15 protein-coding genes are annotated in these 15990 nt (G+C 51.3%); 2 read left to right on the plus strand and 13 right to left on the minus strand.

What is annotated here, in order from left to right:
* Nucleotides 1-5: 5 nt before the first annotated feature.
* From atpG to asnC, 11 genes are all read right to left on the minus strand, one after another.
* A complete protein-coding gene (atpG, locus tag HV127_RS06965; protein WP_110276035.1) occupies nucleotides 6-869 on the minus strand; it encodes a F0F1 ATP synthase subunit gamma in 864 nt (287 codons plus the stop codon).
* 50 nt (nucleotides 870-919) lie between these two features.
* Nucleotides 920-2461, minus strand: coding sequence for a F0F1 ATP synthase subunit alpha (atpA, locus tag HV127_RS06970; protein ID WP_110276036.1), 1542 nt, complete (start codon nucleotides 2459-2461; stop codon nucleotides 920-922).
* A 12-nt stretch (nucleotides 2462-2473) separates the two neighbouring features.
* The gene (gene atpH / locus HV127_RS06975) at nucleotides 2474-3007 is read right to left on the minus strand and encodes a F0F1 ATP synthase subunit delta (RefSeq protein ID WP_110276037.1); all 534 of its coding nucleotides are present in this window, start codon (nucleotides 3005-3007) and stop codon (nucleotides 2474-2476) included.
* Between the two features lie 14 nt (nucleotides 3008-3021).
* A complete protein-coding gene (gene atpF / locus HV127_RS06980; RefSeq protein ID WP_004107293.1) occupies nucleotides 3022-3492 on the minus strand; it encodes a F0F1 ATP synthase subunit B in 471 nt (156 codons plus the stop codon).
* A gap of 56 nt (nucleotides 3493-3548) precedes the next feature.
* Complete coding sequence (gene atpE / locus HV127_RS06985) at nucleotides 3549-3788, minus strand: F0F1 ATP synthase subunit C (RefSeq protein WP_000429386.1); 240 nt, start codon at nucleotides 3786-3788, stop codon at nucleotides 3549-3551.
* Nucleotides 3789-3835: 47 nt separating this feature from the next.
* A complete protein-coding gene (gene atpB, locus HV127_RS06990) occupies nucleotides 3836-4651 on the minus strand; it encodes a F0F1 ATP synthase subunit A (RefSeq protein ID WP_112215594.1) in 816 nt (271 codons plus the stop codon).
* 8 nt (nucleotides 4652-4659) lie between these two features.
* On the minus strand, nucleotides 4660-5040 hold the full coding sequence (gene atpI, locus HV127_RS06995) for a F0F1 ATP synthase subunit I (protein ID WP_182235431.1): 381 nt from the start codon (nucleotides 5038-5040) through the stop codon (nucleotides 4660-4662).
* Between the two features lie 616 nt (nucleotides 5041-5656).
* A complete protein-coding gene (gene rsmG / locus HV127_RS07000; RefSeq protein ID WP_182235432.1) occupies nucleotides 5657-6280 on the minus strand; it encodes a 16S rRNA (guanine(527)-N(7))-methyltransferase RsmG in 624 nt (207 codons plus the stop codon).
* A 114-nt stretch (nucleotides 6281-6394) separates the two neighbouring features.
* Nucleotides 6395-8284 (minus strand): tRNA uridine-5-carboxymethylaminomethyl(34) synthesis enzyme MnmG, encoded by a 1890-nt coding sequence (mnmG, locus tag HV127_RS07005; protein WP_182235433.1) that lies wholly within the window; start codon nucleotides 8282-8284, stop codon nucleotides 6395-6397.
* Nucleotides 8285-8665: 381 nt separating this feature from the next.
* Nucleotides 8666-9106, minus strand: a complete 441-nt coding sequence (mioC, locus tag HV127_RS07010; RefSeq protein WP_112215590.1) for an FMN-binding protein MioC — start codon at nucleotides 9104-9106, stop codon at nucleotides 8666-8668.
* Nucleotides 9107-9197: 91 nt separating this feature from the next.
* Nucleotides 9198-9656 carry a transcriptional regulator AsnC gene (gene asnC / locus HV127_RS07015; protein ID WP_004107306.1) on the minus strand — a complete coding sequence of 153 codons (459 nt, stop codon included), beginning with the start codon at nucleotides 9654-9656 and terminating at the stop codon, nucleotides 9198-9200.
* Nucleotides 9657-9807: 151 nt separating this feature from the next.
* On the opposite strand from asnC, the gene asnA reads away from it, so the two are divergent.
* Nucleotides 9808-10800, plus strand: coding sequence for an aspartate--ammonia ligase (gene asnA, locus HV127_RS07020; RefSeq protein WP_181484296.1), 993 nt, complete (start codon nucleotides 9808-9810; stop codon nucleotides 10798-10800).
* Between the two features lie 8 nt (nucleotides 10801-10808).
* Here the strand turns inward: asnA and viaA are convergent, their stop codons facing one another.
* A complete protein-coding gene (viaA, locus tag HV127_RS07025; protein WP_182235434.1) occupies nucleotides 10809-12257 on the minus strand; it encodes an ATPase RavA stimulator ViaA in 1449 nt (482 codons plus the stop codon).
* Entirely contained in the window at nucleotides 12254-13753 is a 1500-nt protein-coding gene (ravA, locus tag HV127_RS07030) for an ATPase RavA (RefSeq protein WP_182235435.1), read from the minus strand. Before ravA ends, viaA begins: the two co-directional genes overlap by 4 nt.
* A 217-nt stretch (nucleotides 13754-13970) precedes the next feature.
* Here ravA and kup point away from each other — a divergent pair, with 217 nt between their 5' ends.
* Complete coding sequence (kup, locus tag HV127_RS07035; RefSeq protein WP_181484293.1) at nucleotides 13971-15839, plus strand: low affinity potassium transporter Kup; 1869 nt, start codon at nucleotides 13971-13973, stop codon at nucleotides 15837-15839.
* Nucleotides 15840-15990: the final 151 nt, after the last annotated feature.

Here is a 15990-nt window from a genome sequence, read left to right on the forward strand (position 1 = left end):
CCTGGTTATACCGCGGATGCTCCACCGACGATCTCGGTGAGTTCCTGAGTAATGCTGGCCTGACGAGCTTTGTTGTATACCAACTGCAGCTCTTTAATCAGGCTGCCGCCATTGTCGGTCGCGGCTTTCATCGCCACCATACGTGCGGCCTGCTCGCTGGCCAGGTTTTCTACCACGCCCTGATAAACCTGAGATTCGACATAACGACGCAGCAGGGTATCCAGCAGCGCTTTCGGATCGGGTTCATACAGGTAATCCCAGGATTTACGCTTCAAGTCATCATCTTCTGACGCCGGTAACGGCAGCAGTTGGGTGATGGTTGGAACCTGAGACATGGTGTTAATAAATTTGTTGCTGACAACGTACAGCTTGTCCAGACGACCTTCATCGTAGGCCTGCAACATCACTTTTACCGGACCGATCAGTTCGGACAGGGATGGGTTGTCACCCATGCCGGTCACCTGAGCGACAACATTGCCGCTTACGGAATTAAAGAACGACACGCCCTTCGAGCCGATCATTGCGAGTTCGCTCTGAACGCCTTTATCGGACCATGCTTTCATATCCGCCAGCAGTTTTTTGAACAGGTTAATGTTCAAGCCACCACACAGACCACGGTCGGTAGACACCACCAGGTAGCCCACGCGCTTAACGTCGCGTTCTTCCAGGTACGGGTGCTTATATTCCAGATTACCGTTCGCAAGGTGACCAATCACTTTGCGCATGGTATCTGCGTAAGGACGGCTGGCCGCCATGCGCTCCTGCGATTTACGCATTTTGGAAGCGGCGACCATTTCCATCGCTTTAGTGATCTTTTGCGTGTTCTGGACGCTTGCGATCTTACTACGTATCTCTTTTGCGCCGGCCATGAGCTTCTCCTCAATGCCTTGCGGCCTGCCCTAAAGCAAGCCGCCAGACTTTACCAGGACTGGGTTGCTTTGAAGGAATCGAGGATGCCTTTCAGCTTGCCTTCGATTTCGTCGTTATAGCCACCGGACTGGTTGATCTCTTGCATCAACGGAGCGTGATCACGGTCGACGTAAGCCAGCAGAGCAGCTTCGAAACTACCGATTTTCGCCAGCTCTACATCTGCCAGATAACCACGTTCTGCTGCGTACAGAACCAGAGACTGCTGCGCAACGGACATCGGCGCATACTGTTTCTGTTTCAGCAGTTCAGTTACTTTCTGACCGTGGTCCAGCTGCTTACGGGTTGCATCATCAAGGTCAGAGGCAAACTGGGAGAACGCCGCCAGTTCGCGATACTGCGCCAGCGCGGTACGAATACCACCGGACAGTTTCTTCATGATCTTGGTCTGAGCAGCACCACCAACACGGGATACGGAGATACCCGGGTTAACCGCAGGACGAATACCGGAGTTAAACAGGTTGGTTTCCAGGAAGATCTGACCATCGGTAATGGAAATTACGTTGGTCGGAACGAACGCAGAAACGTCACCCGCCTGGGTTTCGATAATCGGCAGCGCAGTCAGAGAACCGGTTTGACCTTTCACTTCACCTTTGGTGAAAGCTTCAACGTATTCAACGTTAACACGTGCAGCACGCTCCAGCAGACGAGAGTGGAGGTAGAATACGTCGCCCGGGAACGCTTCACGTCCTGGCGGACGGCGGAGCAGCAGGGAGATCTGACGGTAAGCAACGGCCTGTTTAGACAGGTCATCATAAATGATCAGCGCGTCTTCACCGCGGTCGCGGAAGTATTCGCCCATTGCGCAACCGGCATACGGAGCCAGGTATTGCAGTGCAGCGGATTCAGATGCGGTTGCAACCACAACGATGGTGTTGGCCAACGCGCCGTGCTCTTCCAGTTTACGTACCACGTTAGAAATGGTGGACGCTTTCTGGCCGATAGCCACGTAGACGCACTTAATGCCGGAGTCACGCTGGTTGATAATAGCGTCGATTGCCAGCGCGGTTTTACCGGTCTGACGGTCGCCGATGATCAGTTCACGCTGACCACGACCGATTGGGATCATGGCATCGACGGACTTATAACCGGTTTGAACCGGCTGATCGACGGATTGACGTTCGATTACGCCCGGAGCGATAGCTTCAACAGCGGAGAAGCCGTCGTGCTCCAGCGGACCTTTACCGTCGATTGGCGCACCCAGGGTGTTAACCACGCGGCCCAGCAGGCCACGGCCAACCGGAACTTCCAGGATACGGCCAGTACATTTAACCTTCATGCCTTCGGCAAGGTCAGCGTACGGACCCATCACAACAGCACCTACGGAGTCGCGCTCCAGGTTCAGTGCGATAGCGTAACGGTTACCCGGCAGAGCGATCATCTCACCCTGCATACAATCGGCAAGGCCGTGAATGCGGATAACACCGTCACTGACAGAAACGATAGTACCTTCGTTATGAGCCTCGCTCACAACATTGAACTGAGCAATGCGCTGCTTGATCAGTTCGCTGATTTCGGTGGAATTCAGTTGCATGCTCCAGTCCCCTTAAGACTGCAAGACGTCTGCAAGGCGATCAAGACGGCCGCGTACGCTACCATCAATGACCATATCACCCGCACGGATGATAACACCTGCCATTACAGACTTATCGATTTTGCAATTCAGCTTAACTTTGCGTGACAGACGTTTTTCCATCGCAGTGCTAATCTTCGCAAGCTGTACGTCACTCATCTGGGTGGCAGAAATAACTTCTACCTCTGCGGTTGCCTCACTGGCAGCGCGCAGGTGAATGAACTGCTCGAGAACATCAGGGAGCGCCTTCAGACGACTATTCTCAGCCATTACCCGAATCAGGTTTTGGCCATTTTCGTCCAGTTGCTCACCACATACCGCGATAAACGCATCTGAGAGCGTTTCCGGAGCCAATGCACCGGAGAGTAGCTCTGCCATTTGTTCGTTCTTGGTCACTTCAGCGACAAACGCCAGCATATCCTGCCAGCGTTCAACACTGTTGTGCTCGACGGCAAAGTCAAAAGCTGCTTTGGCGTAGGGGCGAGCTACCGTTACAAATTCAGACATCAGCCCCTCCCTCCTTACAGTTCAGCGACAAGTTTATCCACGATGTCGCTGTTAGCAGCTTCATCCACGGAACGTTCGATGATCTTCTCGGCGCCAGCAACAGCCAGGATAGCGACCTGCTTACGCAGCTCCTCACGAGCACGTTTACGTTCGGCATCGATTTCAGCCTGCGCCTGTGCGACGATTTTGGTGCGTTCCTGTTCTGCTTCAGCTTTTGCTTCATCCAGGATCTGAGAGCGACGCTTGTTTGCTTGCTCAATGATTACCTGGGCTTCCGCTTTCGCTTTTTTCAGCTGGTCGGTCGCGTTGGCCTGTGCAAGGTCCAAATCTTTCTTAGCGCGTTCTGCAGAAGCTAAACCGTCAGAAATTTCTTTCTGGCGCTTTTCGATGGCAGCCATTAACGGCGGCCATACATACTTCATGCAGAACCATACGAAGATAACAAACGCGATGGCCTGGCCGAGGATTGTTGCGTTCATGTTCACAGCACAATACCTCTTAAAAAATTACTCTGTGGCTTAGGTTTCTTTCGAACAACTTACTACGCGACGGCGAACATCACGTACAGACCCAGACCTACAGCGATCATCGGGATAGCATCCACCAGACCCATAACGATAAAGAACTGAGTACGCAGCAGAGGAATCAGATCCGGTTGACGCGCTGCGCCTTCCAGGAATTTACCCCCGAGGATGCCGATACCGATCGCAGCACCGATTGCCGCCAGACCCATCATCACAGCGGCAGCCATGTACAGCAGATCCATATTCAGGTTTTCCATGACAGTCTCCAGTTTGTTTCAGTTAAAACGTAGTATGTTGGTAAAAATCAATGCTCTTCAGATGCCATCGACAGATAGACAATCGTCAGAACCATGAAGATGAAGGCTTGCAGCGTAATAATCAGGATGTGGAAAATGGCCCATGGCACATTCAGAATCCACTGTGACCACCACGGCAACAGACCAGCAATCAGAATGAAAATCAGCTCACCGGCATACATGTTGCCGAACAGTCGCAGACCGAGTGATACCGGTTTAGACAGCAGGCTTACCCCTTCAAGGATTAAGTTGACAGGAATGAACGCCCAGTGATTGAACGGCTGCAGGGTCAGTTCTTTAACGAACCCGCCCACGCCTTTCATTTTGATGCTGTAGAAAAGAATCAGGATAAACACGCCAAGCGCCATCGACAGGGTGATGTTCACGTCAGCAGACGGAACCACACGCAGTGCAGGCAGGCCGAAAATGTGCTCACCGATGTATGGCAACAGGTCGATTGGCAACAGGTCCATCAGGTTCATCAGGAATACCCAAACGAACACGGTGAGGGCCAGCGGAGCAATAACCTTGCTCTTACCATGGTACATATCTTTAACGCTGCCATGGACGAAGCCGATGATCATCTCGATAAAGGTCTGGAATTTCCCTGGTACGCCACTGGTTGCCTTTTTGGCTACGCTGCGGAACATCAGCAGGAACAAAAGACCGAGCACCACCGAGAAGAACATGGAGTCAATGTTGAGCGTCCAGAAGGTGGCTGGGGGGTTGTGCGGATCCACCAGCGAGAAAGTACGCAGGTCCAACTGAAGGTTGTTCAGATGGTGTCCTATGTATTCCTGCGGCGTCATATTTTCTGAAGCCATGATGCCTTTTACCCTTTGTTGTTAATTACAGCTGGCGCCAGAATTTGTACCACCAGCACCAAAACCCATGTCACTATCAGCGGCAAAAACACCACCTTTAAAACCGCTAGCGCCACCGCCAGAAGGGCGAAGGTCAGCAACACCTTGAAGGCTTCACCGAAGGCGAAGGTCCAGGCCACTCGGCCTTTAGCTGGTGTATGCGCCTGATGACGCCAGGCAAAAATCATAAATATCATGTTTGGCAACACAACCGCCAAACCTCCGCAAACAGCAGAGATGCCCCAGAAGGGGTCTTTGAGGCTGAACAGCAGTCCACTTGCTATTACTGCCAGTAACTGAATAAACAGAAGCTTACGAGCAACGTTTCGACTCAAGAGCGACACAGACATCACGTTTTTACTCCTGCTCCCTTTGAGGTATGTCGCGTGTCGTATAAAACGTCCTTTAAGACGAAGAGTCAAGCATCAAAAAGCGGACAAATTATACGGTGACGCCCCGTGATTTCAAACAATAAGTAGCAAAATAGTGAATAAATGTTTAATTATTTTCAAAGTGACAACTTTTCATGCTTTTCACCAATCTGTGAGCGGTCATGCAAAACTGCAAATAGCGAGAAAACACGGCAATTAAAGCGTGCATCAGATCACATAATAGACATTTTTACCGTAATTGAATTAATTCTGTACATAAAACGCAAGTTTTCATCCTTTTGATATCCAACATAAAAAATGGGTATTCTTTCTAAAACAACCCTATATACAATGAAAACCTTTTATTGACATTTATAATAAATATTTAACATCCGTATGAAGCATCAGCAGCTCGATTTTTAGCACACTGATATTTTCAACGTTGACTATTCATCGGAGAAAGCAACAAGTCAAAGTTAACTGAAAGAAAATCCATGGTAAAAACAAGGTTAACAATGACCCGATAATACCCTGCAGTGACTTTTATTTTTGTAACATGCTTGAGCCATCTTTTTTTCACATTTTTTGATAAAAATTAAATCATTTTTGGTTGAATCACCACCAGGTGACGCTCCCCTTCCAACTGAGGTACATGCAGCTCAATAATCTCATTAACCACATACCCTTGCGGAAGATTTGCCATTTCATCTTCCTGGACTAAACCTTTGAGCGCATAGAAATGACCGTTCTTCGCAGGTAAGTGGTAGCACCAGCTCACCATGTCGCTTAACGAAGCAAAGGCGCGGCTAATGACGCCATCAAACAGCGGCTCACCAGAAAACGCCTCTACGCGACTTTGTACCGGCGTCACATTGTCCAGTTTTAACTCATGCTGAACCTGACGAAGGAACCGAATACGCTTACCAAGGCTGTCCAACAAGGTGAAATGGGACTCAGGGCGCACTATCGCCAGCGGAATACCCGGTAGCCCAGGACCGGTGCCCACATCAATAAAACGAGTTCCTTTAAGGTGCGGTGCAACAATGATGCTATCGAGAATGTGGCGAACCAGCATCTCGTTCGGATCGCGAACGGAGGTCAGGTTATAAGCCTTATTCCACTTATCCAGCATGCCAACATAGGCTACCAGCTGATTTTTCTGGTGATCGGTGAGCGAAATCCCTGCTTCAGCCAGCAGACGAGAAAGTTTGTTAAGCACGGTCAATACCTGTCTAAAAACAATGAGCCCGGAGGCGATAACGCTTACCGGGCTGATGAATTAAAAGGGCGGATACGAATGCGTTATCCGCCAAATATCTCTATCAGGGAAAGATCAGGCGCTACGACGCAGCATTCCCTGTTTTTTCAGCCACACCAGCAGAATAGAGATTGCCGCCGGCGTAATACCAGAAATACGCGATGCCTGTCCTATTGAGGACGGTTTGTGATCGTTGAGCTTAGCAATCACCTCGTTCGACAATCCGTTCACCAGCCGGTAATCGAGTGTCGCAGGCAGCAAGGTATTTTCATTGCGCTGCTGCTTTTCGATCTCATCCTGCTGACGAGCGATGTAGCCTTCATACTTAACCTGAATCTCCACCTGCTCAGCTGCTTGCTTATCTGCAAGACCTGGTGAGAATGGTGACATCTGCACCAACTGCTCGTAGGTCATTTCAGGACGACGAAGTAAGTCTTCTCCGCTTGCTTCACGAGAAAGTGGCGCAGTCAGATGAGCGTTCACTTCCGCAGCGCTTTCTGCCAGCGGATTAACCCAGCTGGATTTTAGACGCTGGCGTTCACGCTCAATGCTTTCCAGCTTCTCGTTGAAACGCGCCCAGCGTTCGTCATCCACCAGACCCAGCACACGACCCTGTTCGGTCAGACGCAGGTCGGCATTGTCTTCACGCAGCATCAGACGATATTCCGCCCGCGAGGTAAACATACGGTACGGTTCTTTGGTCCCAAGAGTGCACAGGTCGTCCACCAGCACGCCGAGATAGGCCTGAGAGCGGCCCGGCGCCCAGCCCTCTTTCTCAGCAGAGAAACGGGCGGCGTTCAGGCCAGCGAGCAGGCCCTGCGCTGCGGCTTCTTCGTAGCCGGTGGTGCCGTTAATCTGCCCAGCGAAGAACAGGCCATGGATAAATTTACTTTCCAGCGTCGGCTTAAGATCGCGCGGGTCGAAGAAATCGTACTCAATAGCGTAGCCAGGACGGACGATTTTTGCATTTTCCATCCCCTGCATTGAGCGAACGATTTGCATCTGGACATCAAACGGCAGGCTGGTAGAGATGCCGTTTGGATAAATTTCATTGGACGTCAGTCCTTCCGGCTCCAGGAAGATCTGGTGCTGATTGCGATCGGCAAAGCGCATGACTTTGTCTTCGATCGACGGACAGTAACGCGGGCCGATCCCTTCAATCACCCCAGCATACATAGGGCTGCGATCGAGGTTATTGCGGATAACATCGTGGGTTTTCTCGTTGGTATGAGTGACATAGCACGGTACCTGACGTGGGTGCTGGGAAGCATTGCCCATAAACGAGAAGACCGGCATTGGATCATCGCCGTGCTGCTGCGCCAAAACGCTGAAATCGATGGTTCTTGCGTCAATACGCGGTGGAGTACCGGTTTTCAGGCGGCTTACGCGCAACGGAAGTTCGCGTAGACGGCGAGACAGAGGGATCGATGGCGGATCGCCTGCACGACCACCGCTGTAGTTATCCAGACCGATATGGATTTTGCCATCCAGGAATGTACCAACGGTCAGAACAACCGCCTTCGCGCGGAATTTGAGACCCATCTGGGTCACGGCACCGACAACACGATCGTTCTCAACAATCAGATCTTCAACGGCCTGCTGGAAGATCATCAAGTTCGGCTGGTTTTCCAGCGCTGTGCGAACTGCCTGTCGATAGAGCACGCGGTCTGCCTGAGCTCGGGTGGCGCGGACCGCCGGCCCCTTACTGGCGTTTAGTATCCTAAACTGGATACCAGCATGATCGATCGCCGTTGCCATCAGGCCGCCAAGGGCATCCACTTCTTTTACCAGGTGTCCTTTCCCAATGCCGCCAATCGCCGGGTTGCAGCTCATCTGCCCCAACGTGTCGATATTGTGTGTCAAAAGCAGAGTCTGTTGACCCATTCGCGCTGCGGCCATCGCGGCCTCAGTGCCTGCATGACCCCCGCCAATGATGATGACGTCAAAAGGATCCTGATAAAACATGGTGGTTTGCCTCGCGTAAAGCGGTTTGAAAATGGATTGAAGCCCGGGACGTGGATTCTACTCAACTTTCGGCTTTCGAGAAAGCACCGGGATCTTGAGTATTAAAAAGAAGATCTTTTATTTAGAGATCTGTTTTATTGTGATCTCTTATTAGGATCGACGATATCTGTGGATAAGTCAGATCCACGATTTAAGATCAAAAGCTTAAGAAGGATCACTATCTGTGAATGATCGGTGATCCTGTTCAGTATAAGCTGGGATCAAAATGAAGGGTTATACACAGCACAAAAATCAGTCAAGGGTTATACTTTGGATAACTACCGGTTGATCCAAGCTTTTAAGCATAGTTATCCACAGAAGAAACGAGGATCTTTACAATTATCAGAGCAAATTTTTCCAGGATCCAAGCCAAATCTCTGCTGGATCTTCAGGAATCTCATGTTCGAGGACATTAATCTTCAGCGTTTCGCCAATCTGTTTTGCCCCACATGCTATGAGCGCCGCCTCGATTTTATCAATAGCTCCACAGAAGGTGTCATATTCACGACTACCGATGCCGATTGCGCCAAAGTGGACAGCAGAAAGATCGACTTGCTTCTCCTGAAGCGCTTCATAGAAAGGCAGTAAGTTATCGGGAATATCGCCAGCACCATGAGTAGAAGAGATAACCAGCCAGATTCCTTCGGCCTGCAGATCCTCAATCAACGGACCGTGCTGGATAGTGGTGCCGTGACCAGCTTCTTCCAGCTTTTCCGCCAGATGTTCTGATACATATTCTGCGCTACCCAGAGTACTGCCGCTGATAAGAGTTATGTCTGCCATGATCGCCCGCTCCACTATTCAGAGTAGCGTATTGTACGCTGTGAGCGAGCTGGGATCTACCTGTGGAAAAATGTGGGATTAAAAAGTCCGATCACGGGCGAATGGTACGCATAATCGGGTTCTGCAGGACGATCAATGTTTCAGTGGACTGAATTTCATCGATTGTTTGGATCTTGTTGATAAGTACATGTTGAAGGGCATCAATCGATCGGCACATCACTTTTATAAAGATGCTGTAGTGGCCGGTGGTGTAATACGCTTCGGTAACTTCATCGAGACTGTTTAATCTGGCCAGTGCGGAAGGGTAATCCTTCGCGCTCTTCAGAATGATGCCGATAAAACAGCCCACATCGTAACCCAGTTGTTTTGGACTGACGTCAATGCGTGCGCCGGTAATAATTCCCGCTTGCTTCATTTTCTCGACGCGAACGTGAATTGTCCCGGGGCTGACGCCAAACTGTTTCGCCAGTTCGGCATAGGCGGTACGTGCATTAGCCATGAGAGCTTCAAGGATGCCGCGATCCAGATTATCGATCTGATAATTTTCCATAGGTTTTTCTTATGAAGTTTGATGAATCGCTCTATTTTAGCGCCATATTTTGATGAATTAAAACCGAAGCAGGCTTTTTGTTGTTGGATTATTGAATTGCATCGCGGTTTTGTTGCTTAATCAATGGCAACAGGACGCAGGAGTCATAAAAATGAAAACCGCATACATCGCAAAACAACGCCAGATTAGTTTCGTTAAGTCTCACTTTTCCCGCCAGCTTGAAGAGAAGCTTGGTCTGATTGAAGTCCAGGCCCCCATCTTAAGCCGCGTGGGAGATGGGACGCAGGATAACCTGTCTGGTTGCGAAAAAGCGGTTCAGGTGAAAGTGAAAACACTGCCAGACGCCCAATTCGAAGTGGTTCATTCACTGGCGAAGTGGAAGCGTCAAACCCTGGGACAACACGACTTCAGCGCGGGCGAAGGGCTGTACACGCACATGAAGGCCCTTCGCCCCGATGAAGACAGATTAACCGCCATCCATTCCGTTTACGTTGACCAGTGGGACTGGGAGCGCGTAATGGGTGACGCAGAACGCCATTGCGGGACGCTGAAATCGACTGTTGAAGCAATTTATGCCGGGATCAAAGCGACTGAAGCTGCGGTGAGCAAAGAATTTGGCTTGACGCCGTTCTTGCCGGAGACGATCCAGTTTGTTCATAGTCAGGAATTATTAAGTCGTTATCCGGATCTTGATGCTAAAGGCCGCGAGCGGGCGATAGCCAAAGATCTGGGCGCGGTATTCCTGATTGGTATCGGCGGCAAATTGTCTGATGGTCAGCGTCACGATGTTCGAGCCCCGGATTATGATGACTGGAGCACGCCGGCAGCTGAAGGTTTTGCCGGTCTGAACGGTGATATCCTGGTGTGGAACCCGATCCTGGAAGATGCTTTTGAGCTCTCTTCGATGGGCATCCGCGTGGATTCAGAGGCGCTGAAACGCCAGCTCGCGATCACTGGTGATGAAGATCGCCTGAAGCTGGAATGGCACCAGGCGCTGCTACGCGGAGAAATGCCGCAAACTATCGGCGGCGGTATCGGCCAGTCTCGTCTGACGATGCTACTTCTGCAGCTTGACCATATCGGGCAGGTTCAGTGCGGCGTATGGCCAACGCAGGTTCGTGAAAGCGTCGCTGCCCTTCTTTAATAGATCAACTAACGCCGCCAGCGACGCAGCAGGCGGCTACGTAACCCGGTATCAAAGCGCCAGATATGATCGAAAATGCGCATGATGCCGGGCTTACCGTGTACCGACATTGCCACCGCATGAAAACGGTGCTGATGTTTATGCTGTAGCTCCCCCACCTTATTGATCACCTCATCTGGCAGGCGCTGGGCGATAAAATCGGAAATCACCACCGCATCAGCATCTACCCACTGAGGGTTCTGCATTCGCTCAATAACAGCCCGGAAGCAGCTGGCCAAATCCGTACCGCCGCGAAAGCGCTGGCTTAAGAAACGGATTGCCTGTTCAAGCCCCTGTGGTCCGGTGAGTTCGTAATGCACCACCTCGCTGGAAAACAGCATAATGAAGCAGCGGCGATTATCTGCCAGTGCGACCCGCATCAGCGCCAGGCAAAAAGCCTTGGCGCACTGCTCATTAAAGCCGCCCATTGATCCCGACGTATCGACGCAGACAATAAACGGCCCTCGCGGCTGTTCATCAAAATCCTGGCGGGTGACTGGACGCTCGGTTACCTTTTCCTTCCAGGCATCACCGTGAAGTCGGTAGGTCAGCAGCTGTTTCTCTACCAGCTTACGATAGAACTCAAACTCCAGTTCGGTGATGCCGAGTGTGGCCAGCTCCGGCGGCAACAGGCGCAGAATATCGTCGCTCTGCTGTAGCCCATCGACCTGCTCCGGCACGGTTGCAGGTTCTCGCACCAGGCTGCGGAAGGTTTCCATCGGCGCATCCTTTTTTGGTACCGCCTTCGCCTCTCTGGAACGACCCAACTGCTCAGCAAGCTGCATAAGTTCAGGCTGCTGAGTCAAAAAATCCCCGTAGCGAACGATCAGCTGATAATCACCGCGCCTCAGCTCTCCTGCGCTCATATCCCACAGGTGCCCTGCTGCGTTATCATTTTCCACCAGCACCGGCTCTAATTGACCGCTGAGAGTCATTCGTTCCTGGACTTCGCTAAGCAACTGATCCCGCTCCTCATCCAGCAGTTGCTGATTGAGGGACGTTGCCTGCACCACCAGACTCAAACGCCAGCGCTGGAGAAATAGCGTATGCAGAGCGGGGGTAAAAGTATGATTGTTATCCACTAACTGCTGTGCCTGGGCGGCAAAAGGGGAGTGAAGCTTGTGTAGCTGACTCAGGATTTGCGAGAGCTGGACGATAAACTGTGAAGTGGAAAGCCGCTGTGACTGTTGGTAGCACTGAACTTCTGCATCCAGTTCGGGAGGAACATGGGTCTCTTTTAGCCGCGATCTGACCGCCTCACGCCAGCGAGGAATGTCTGCGGCGATGATGTTTTTTAACCGCGGAAATTTTTCAAAGAAAATCGCTAACTGAGGTGCTGCCAGCAGAGCCAGCAGCATTTCGTCGATCATTCCCTCTTCGCCGACTGCCAGCATGACATTCAGCATATCCAGAGTCATGACTGTCGGGCCTGTTTAATCTGCGTCCCAACGTCCTGCAGGCTGGCTTCGATGCGTCCCAGCCACTCACCGGGAATAAACAGGCATTTTTGCTGTTCGCTGAAGCGGTTGTGTTGTTGATGCCACTCGTCATCCAGCGCTTCCAGCTGTTGCCTGATTTCGGCCGGCATATTTTCCTGCGATTCACTGCCGGGTAGTGAGAGACGCGACCCCTGCAGACTGACATCGCGCACAACCAGATGCTGGCTGGTATCGACATCCATATTCAGCTGCTGGGCAAAGCCTATACCGTTGAGTTTACCGCGGATCTCACCGCCTTTTTCCAGCCAATGCGCTAGCTCTTCACGGACAAACGTAATATGAATGACTTCCAGATCGTGCAGTTTTAGCGGCTGCTGGAGTAGCAGAGTTAGCGTGGGTGCCTGCACTTCAGCAGGCAATTCATAATGAGGTTTCCGGCTAAACATACCGCCCAGGCGCGTCACTTTTAGCGCGGTCTTATCGCTTTGCTGTTGCTGAAGCTGAATGCGCCTCTGGATAATCGTCCCCAGGCGGGTGAGCATTGCCTGTTGCTGCCAGGCGTGGCTGGTCATTAAGGTTTCCAACTGTACGGACATCAGGTTCATGGTCTCAATGTTGTGCCACAGGCAATCTTTCAGCAGGATCAGGTCGATAGGGGCAATGGTATCTCGACCGCTGAAGAAGGCGCTGGCTTGCAACAGGCGGATGGCTTTTTTCCAGCGACGATCTGAAACATAGGGAGCGTTGGGTAGTGCATCCAGTTGCTGGCGCAACTGGAAAATCAGTTCAAACACGCTGTCCGGCAGCTTAACGGCACCGATATCTTGCTGCCACTGTATGAATTCCTCGTCGCTGACCTGCAAATTAGTTGGAACTGGGTTGCTGTTTTCATCCTGCTGGCTTATCAACATTGAGCGGAAGTTGGTTTTATCTTGTACCTTATCCAGCCATAAGCGGATGAGCATGCGATCATATAAGGCTTCCAGGCTGTTATCCGCTTCAGGCAATTCGTTCGATGCTGCCACCAGCAGGCGCATAGGGATTTTCTCTTCGGTTGCCCCGTTGCGAAAATGGCGCTCGTTTATCGCCGTCAGCAGCGTATTGAGGATCGCCGGACCTGCTTTCCAGATCTCATCGAGAAAAACAATTTCGGCTTCCGGAAGGTAGCCGGCTGTCAGGCGTTCGTAACGACCTTCGTCTTTCAGCGCCTGGATGGAAAGTGGGCCAAAGACTTCTTCCGGCGTTGAAAAGCGTGTCATCAGATATTCAAATGCGCGGGCTCGCTGGAAGGCGAACTTGAGACGGCGGGCAATTAAGCTTTTGGCGATACCCGGTGGGCCCAGCAAAAAAACGCTTTCGCCGCTGAGTGCCGCAAGTAGACAAAGGCGTATTGCGTGGCTGCGTTCAAAGAGTCCTTTTTCCAGAGCTGCGCTGAGCCGGGAAATTCTTTCTGCCAGTAAATGTGATTGAGCCATAATTGAGTTGCGTGCTTTTTAGGATGTCGTTGTTAAGTCGAGTATAGATGTTTGATTAGGGGTGGTAATAGCCTGAAGAATCGATTTATTTTCTTTGAGTCAGGTTAAGATGATGTCAGTTAGGGGTACGATTTAGCAAATAATCGTGCATACTGTGCGCTTTTTGTGGGCCAAGGGACTAGGCACACATTTGTTTTATAAACGAAAAGACTAGTCTATGAGCTCTGATAATAAGCAATCGTTGCCAGCAATAACGCTGGCGGCAATCGGTGTGGTATACGGCGATATCGGTACCAGCCCGCTATATACACTTCGTGAATGCCTGTCTGGCCAGTTTGGCTTTGGCGTTGAGCGTGATGCTGTTTTTGGCTTCCTGTCGCTCATTTTTTGGCTGCTGATTTTTACCGTATCACTCAAATATATTACCTTCGTTATGCGGGCGGATAATGCCGGTGAAGGTGGGATCCTGACGCTGATGTCGCTGGCAGGACGTAACACGTCAGCGCGAGCAACATCCGTACTGGTGATCCTTGGCCTTATCGGCGGTAGCTTCTTCTACGGAGAGGTGGTCATTACGCCGGCAATCTCGGTCATGTCAGCAATCGAAGGGCTGGAAATTATCGCTCCTGACCTGGATACCTGGGTTGTCCCCATATCAATCATTGTTCTGACGCTGCTGTTTGCTATCCAAAAGCACGGAACCAGTATGGTGGGCAAGCTGTTCGCGCCAATTATGCTGATCTGGTTCCTGCTGCTGGCAGTGCTAGGGGCTCGTAGCATTTTTGCTAACCCGGAAGTGTTGCAGGCGTTGAACCCATACTGGGCGGTTCACTTTTTCCTCGAATATAAAACCGTTTCTTTTGTCGCTCTGGGCGCGGTGGTACTGTCGATTACCGGCGTGGAAGCGCTGTATGCCGACATGGGGCACTTCGGTAAATTGCCTATTCGTCTGGCCTGGTTCTCGGTAGTTCTGCCTTCTCTGGTGCTGAACTACTTTGGTCAGGGAGCGCTACTGCTAAAACATCCAGAAGCGATTAAGAACCCGTTCTTCCTGCTGGCGCCCGAGTGGGCATTGATTCCGATGCTGATTATCGCCGCCCTGGCGACGGTTATCGCCTCTCAGGCGGTGATTTCCGGTGTCTTCTCGTTGACCCGCCAGGCGGTGCGTCTGGGATATCTTTCGCCGATGCGCATTATCCATACCTCGGAAATGGAATCCGGCCAGATTTATATCCCGTTCATTAACTGGCTGCTCTATATCTCGGTGGTCATTGTGATTGTTAGCTTTGAGCACTCCTCGAACCTGGCGGCGGCATATGGGATTGCGGTGACGGGAACCATGGTGCTGACCACCATTTTATTCTCGACGGTAGCGCGTAAAAACTGGCACTGGAATAAGTTTGTTGTGGCACTGCTGCTGGTGGCCTTTATGTGCATCGACATCCCGCTGTTCTCAGCTAACCTCGACAAAATCGTCTCCGGTGGCTGGTTGCCGCTGACGCTGGGCCTGGTGATGTTTACCATCATGACCACCTGGAAAAGCGAGCGTTTCCGCTTGCTACGTCGGATGCATGAACACGGTAATTCTTTGGAAGCGATGATCTCTTCCCTTGAAAAATCGCCGCCGGTTCGCGTTCCTGGGACCGCCGTATATATGTCCCGAGCGCTGAACGTGATTCCTTTCGCTCTGTTACATAACCTGAAGCACAACAAGGTGCTGCATGAGCGGGTGATCTTGCTAACGCTGCGTACAGAAGATGCGCCATACGTGCATAACGTTCGTCGCGTGCAGATTGAGCAGATTTCACCGTCGTTCTGGCGCGTGGTTGCCAGCTACGGCTGGCGTGAAACGCCGAATGTTGAAGAAGTCTTCCACCGCTGCGGGCTGGAAGGCCTGAGCTGCCGGATGATGGAGACCTCCTTCTTTATGTCGCATGAGTCGTTAATCATCGGCAAGCGGCCGTGGTATCTGCGCCTGCGCGGTAAGCTGTATCTTCTGCTGCAGCGCAATGCCCTGCGAGCGCCGGACCAGTTCGAAATCCCGCCAAACCGGGTTATTGAACTCGGCACTCAGGTCGAAATTTGATCCTCTAAAGCCCTTCCTCGTGAAGGGCTTTTTGCTTGTTATTCAGACTTCCTTCCTCTACCTCAGTTTTGCGAAACGTTTCGATAGCGATCACAATTCTCACTTCTGATGATGGTTTTTTGCTCGAGTATTGATAATACTTATTCCAGCG

This window comes from Klebsiella sp. RHBSTW-00215 (genome assembly GCF_014103785.1).
In the GTDB taxonomy this organism is placed as follows: Bacteria; Pseudomonadota; Gammaproteobacteria; order Enterobacterales; family Enterobacteriaceae; genus Klebsiella.